General features: G+C 71.5%; 4 protein-coding genes. 1 reads left to right on the plus strand and 3 read right to left on the minus strand.

The genetic code is table 11. The features are described 5' to 3' along the window. Positions 1–5: 5 nt before the first annotated feature. The 3 genes from D6689_02880 to D6689_02890 are packed head-to-tail and all read right to left on the minus strand — an operon-like array spanning position 6 to position 2,964. Positions 6–1,331 carry a serine protease gene (locus D6689_02880; GenBank protein RMH44253.1) on the minus strand — a complete coding sequence of 442 codons (1,326 nt, stop codon included), beginning with the start codon at positions 1,329–1,331 and terminating at the stop codon, positions 6–8. Beyond that, a complete protein-coding gene (locus D6689_02885) occupies positions 1,328–1,972 on the minus strand; it encodes a hypothetical protein (protein ID RMH44254.1) in 645 nt (214 codons plus the stop codon). The genes D6689_02880 and D6689_02885 overlap by 4 nt, the downstream gene beginning before the upstream one ends. After that, positions 1,969–2,964, minus strand: coding sequence for a PrsW family intramembrane metalloprotease (locus D6689_02890; GenBank protein RMH44255.1), 996 nt, complete (start codon positions 2,962–2,964; stop codon positions 1,969–1,971). The genes D6689_02885 and D6689_02890 overlap by 4 nt, the downstream gene beginning before the upstream one ends. Before the next feature lie 51 nt (positions 2,965–3,015). On the opposite strand from D6689_02890, the gene D6689_02895 reads away from it, so the two are divergent. Then, positions 3,016–4,184 (plus strand): helix-turn-helix domain-containing protein (locus D6689_02895; protein RMH44256.1); only part of this gene is annotated, 1,169 nt, incomplete at its 3' end.

Genomic DNA, 4,184 nt, shown 5'->3' on the forward strand with positions numbered 1-4,184 from the left:
GCCGGTCAGCGGCGGTCCAGGGCGATCGCTTCCCATGGATCGAACCGGTCGGGGGCGTCGGGACCGACGACCAGCACGTCGTCGCGGATCAGCGGCACATAGCCGTCGGCTGCAACGAGCACCGTGTAGCTCGCCCCGCGCGGCACGCGGTGCATCGTGCTGAACTGGCCGCGCTCGTCGGCCTGCCCGAACGTGAGAGCCTGCTGTTCGAGCCGCTTCGGGTCGAGATCGCCGGTGCGGATCCCTGGCTTGAATACGATCATGAAGGCGCCCGCGATCGGTCGTCCGTTGGCGGCGTCGACCACCCGGCCGACGACGACGACGCCCTCGCTGCGACCGGGCTGAAACCCACTGCGGCGCGGCGCGGGCGGCGGGCTCGGCTCCGGTCGTCCGCCGTCGGCCGGCCCGGCGGGCGACGGTGCCTCCTGGGCGGGCGCCGGATTCGGCTCCTCCTGGGCTTCGTTTGCCGGCGCGGCCGGCGCGGCTTCCTCGGGCCGGCTCGGGCCGGGGCCATCCGCGACGCGCTGGCGACGGGGGGTCCATCCGCGCCGGGCGATCGCGATCAACGGTTCGGCGTGCTCGATGGGCCGGATGAGCCCGACGTTGCCGGCGGTGGCGACGACGCCGCCGAAGTCTTGCGTCTCGAGGTGGAACGCGGTCGGCACGCCGATGTACTCCCCGTCCTCGTTGATCGCGGTGCCGCCGGAGTTGCCGTGCGCGACCTGCGCGTCCGTCTTGATGAAGGCGCGACCGGCGCCGCCCCTGGGCCCCTGCCAGCCCGACAGCTCGCCGGACGTGACGTGGATGGTGCCGCCGCCGACGCCGGGGTAACCGAGGATCGTGAGCTGTTCGCCGGGTACGAGTTGGCGCGAGTCGCCGATGCGGATCGCGGGCCAGCCGGCCGGCGACAGCGGCCGGCCGCTCATGTCGACTCGGCACTTGATGAGGGCGAGATCGAGTTCGGGATCGAGCACGCCCTCCGCCGGGACGCCCCCGCAGACCAGCTCGGGCTCTCGGTCGGGCGCCCGGAACCGGCCCACGACGAACGCATCGAACAGCCGGCCCTCCTTGGCGTTGTTGAGCACGTGGTAGTTCGTGATGATCGAGCCGTCCTCGGTGATGATGGTGCCGGAGCCGGTCTGGACCGGCACGAGCTGGTCGCCGCGAACCTCGACGGAGATGATGTACACGACCGACGGCATCACCTGTTGGAGGATGCGCCGGGCGCGTTCGTCCGCGCCGCCGGTCAAGGGCAGGGCGAGCGCGGCGACGACCGCGAGCGCGAGGGCCACGCGGCGCAGCGGGTCGGGACGAGTAGCGCGAGTCGTCATGGCTGACCTCCGGGGCCGAGACGGAGCGTCGACAGCGCGACGCGTTCGAGGTAGCGGGCCTGCTCCGGTGTGCCGTGGGCTGTGACGACGTACAGCCGGTCGCCATTCACGGCCGCATATTCGATGCCGGTGGCGATCTGCGGCGCCGCCCACTCGGTCGGTTTCACGGCGTAGCGGAACTCGCTGCGCAGCCACTGCGTGCCGCCGAGTTCGACGGTTCGGCTGTCCGCGACCCACACCATGTCGCCGTAGCGGGCGGCGCGCTCGGCCTGGAGCACGACGCCGAGCCCGCGGAACGCCGGGCGCGGGGCGATGCGCACCTCGAACGCCATCAGCGGACCGTCCGGCGACGACCACCGCTGGTGGAATGCGGGGGCGTGCGGGCCGCCGTCACCCCCGTCGGCCAGGCGCGCCAGCGGGGACGCGGCCGGCGGCACCGGCGCCGGCGGCAGCAGGCCGCCCGGCCGTCGCACGCTCAGCCCGTCGCGGGAAAACTCGATGAGGTCCGGCTCGACGAGGCGGGCGTGGGCGGCGGCTCCGGCGGCGAACAACACCGCCGCGGCGGCGACGACGATCAGGTCGTGCCGGTGCCAGATCGACGGCGGCCGTTCAGCGGCACTCGGGGCGTTGCGCTCGGTCATCGCGCGGCCTCCGCATCGGCGAGAGCGTGCGGCGAGGACGCCAGGTGGCGGCGCATCAGCACGGACGTCACGAAAAACACGGCGGCCGCGAAGCCGGCCGCGTACGCGACTGCACGCCACGGTTGTACCTGCAGCCCCGCTGGCTTCACCGCGGTCTCGAGGAGGCGAAACTGGCCGTTGAGCACGGCGGCGACGACCAATCCGGCGAGGAGAACGAGGCCGCGGCGCGTCGGATCGGCGGGCGAGAATTTCGCTCGGCCGAGCGCGTAGCCGAGCACACCGGCGAAGCAGGCGTGGGCGAGGGTCACCACGACCGCGTTGGCGGCGCCGGCACTGAGGTACACGCTGCCGTCGAGGCCTTGCAGATATTTGTAGTTGACGTACGTCGCGAAGCCGATGCCGCAGGCCGTCATGTAGATGATGCCGTCCATCGGCTCGTCGAACTCGGCCGAGCGGTAGATGCTGTAGCGCACGACGCCGTACTTGAGCGCCTCCTGCGCGAGCCCCACCACCGCGATGCTCCACACCACGTTCGCCGCCGACCAGGGCGGCAGCGTGCTGGTGGACGCGTCCGGGGCGGCCAGGTCGACGAAAAAGCCTGAGACCGGCGCCGCGAAGAACGCTCCGGCGAGATACAGCGCGAACACGTAGTGCTTCGGCTCCGGTTCGTGGCGATCCTGCAGGTAGAAGTAGACGAGCCACAGCAGGCCGGGGATGGCGGCCATGACGATGGCGATCGGTTTGGATACGGCGACGGGGCCGTCGATGCCGAGGATGCGCTCAGCCGCGTACGCGGCCGCGACGAACGACACCAGCCCGACCACCAACAAGACTTCCGTTGCGGCGACAGTGCGAGCGCGGGTCATATGCGGTCGATAGTACCGAATCGACGGCACCGCGACACGCGCGCGACCCACCGGCCGCGCGGCGGCCAATCGCCGGCGACGCGCGGTCGCGCGCGGGAATTTGCCGTGCGGCGCGGTTGTGCGCATGCCGTGCGGCGTCTTACAGTTGGCGTGCTCATGCCGGGGTCCAAGAGTTCCATGTCGCTGGCGCAGGCGGCGCAGTACCTCCAGATGGGCGAGAAGACGCTGCTCAAACTCGCCAGCAACGACCAGATTCCGGCGTCGCGATCGGGGCGCAACTGGGTGTTCGACCGGCGCGCGCTCGACGAGTGGTTGGAGCGCCAGCGCGCGTCCGACGACCGGGCCGCGGACGGGATGCTGATGCCGCTGGCGGACCTGCTGCCCGACGAGGCGATCATCCCGGACCTGAGGGCGACCGACGCGCTGGGCGTCATCGAGGAGGTGGCGGCGCGCGCCTATTCGCAGGGCTGGCTCAAGAACAAGCCGTGGTTCATCGGCGCGCTCATCGACCGCGAAGCGCTCGCGTCGACCGCGATGGAGGGCGGGGTCGCGTTCCTGCACACGCGCCAGCGCGACCACGGCAAGATCGCGCGGCCGTTCATCGTGGTCGGCCGGTCGTATCGCGGCGTCGAGTTCGGTGCGCCCGACGGCAAGCCCACGTACCTGTTCTTCTTGCTCGGGCTCACATCCGATCGGATTCACCTGCCGATCCTCGGACGGCTGGCGCGCATCATGAAGGATCCCAAGACTGTGTCGCGGTTGCGGTCGACGCCGTCGGCGACGGTGATGCGCAACGTGCTGCTCAAGGAGGACGCCAAGGCGGTGCGGGGCGGCCTCGCGCCGGTCGTCTTCCCGGACCGGCCCCAGCTCAATCTCGAGATTCGCAAGCGCGCGATCATGCGCGTCGCGATGCGGAAGGCCGAGGAGGCCAAGGCGGCGGGCAAGGGAGCCAAGGGGACCCGGGGCAAGGCGGGGAAGGCGAAGACGGCGGCGGGCAAGACCGCGTCGAAGGCGGCGGCGTCGAAGGCGAAGACTGCGGCGGGCAAGACCGCGTCGAAGGCGAAGGCGGCGGCGTCGAAGGCGGCCGCGTCGAAGGCGAAGACCGCGGCGGGCAAGACCGCGGCCGGCAAGGCGGCATCGAAGGCGGCCGCGTCGAAGGCGAAGGCCGCGTCGAAGACCGCGGCCGCGTCGAAGGCGAAGACCGCGTCGAAGGCGAAGGCGGCGTCGAAGGCGAAGACCGCGTCGAAGGCGAAGACCGCGTCGAAGGCGAAGACCGCGTCGAAGGCGAAGGCCGCGTCGAAGGCGAAGACCGCGTCGAAGGCGAAGGCCGCGTCGAAGGCGAAGAC

It is taken from the genome of Deltaproteobacteria bacterium (assembly GCA_003696105.1).
Taxonomy (GTDB): domain Bacteria; phylum Myxococcota_A; class Polyangia; order Haliangiales; family J016; genus J016.

What these genes read in the sequence shown, in the direction of transcription:
- D6689_02880 (RMH44253.1), bottom strand. Translation starts at nt 1,331, where the DNA reads ATGACGACTCGCGCTACTCGTCCCGACCCGCTGCGCCGCGTGGCCCTC.
- D6689_02885 (RMH44254.1), bottom strand. Translation starts at nt 1,972, where the DNA reads ATGACCGAGCGCAACGCCCCGAGTGCCGCTGAACGGCCGCCGTCGATC.
- D6689_02890 (RMH44255.1), bottom strand. Translation starts at nt 2,964, where the DNA reads ATGCGCACAACCGCGCCGCACGGCAAATTCCCGCGCGCGACCGCGCGT.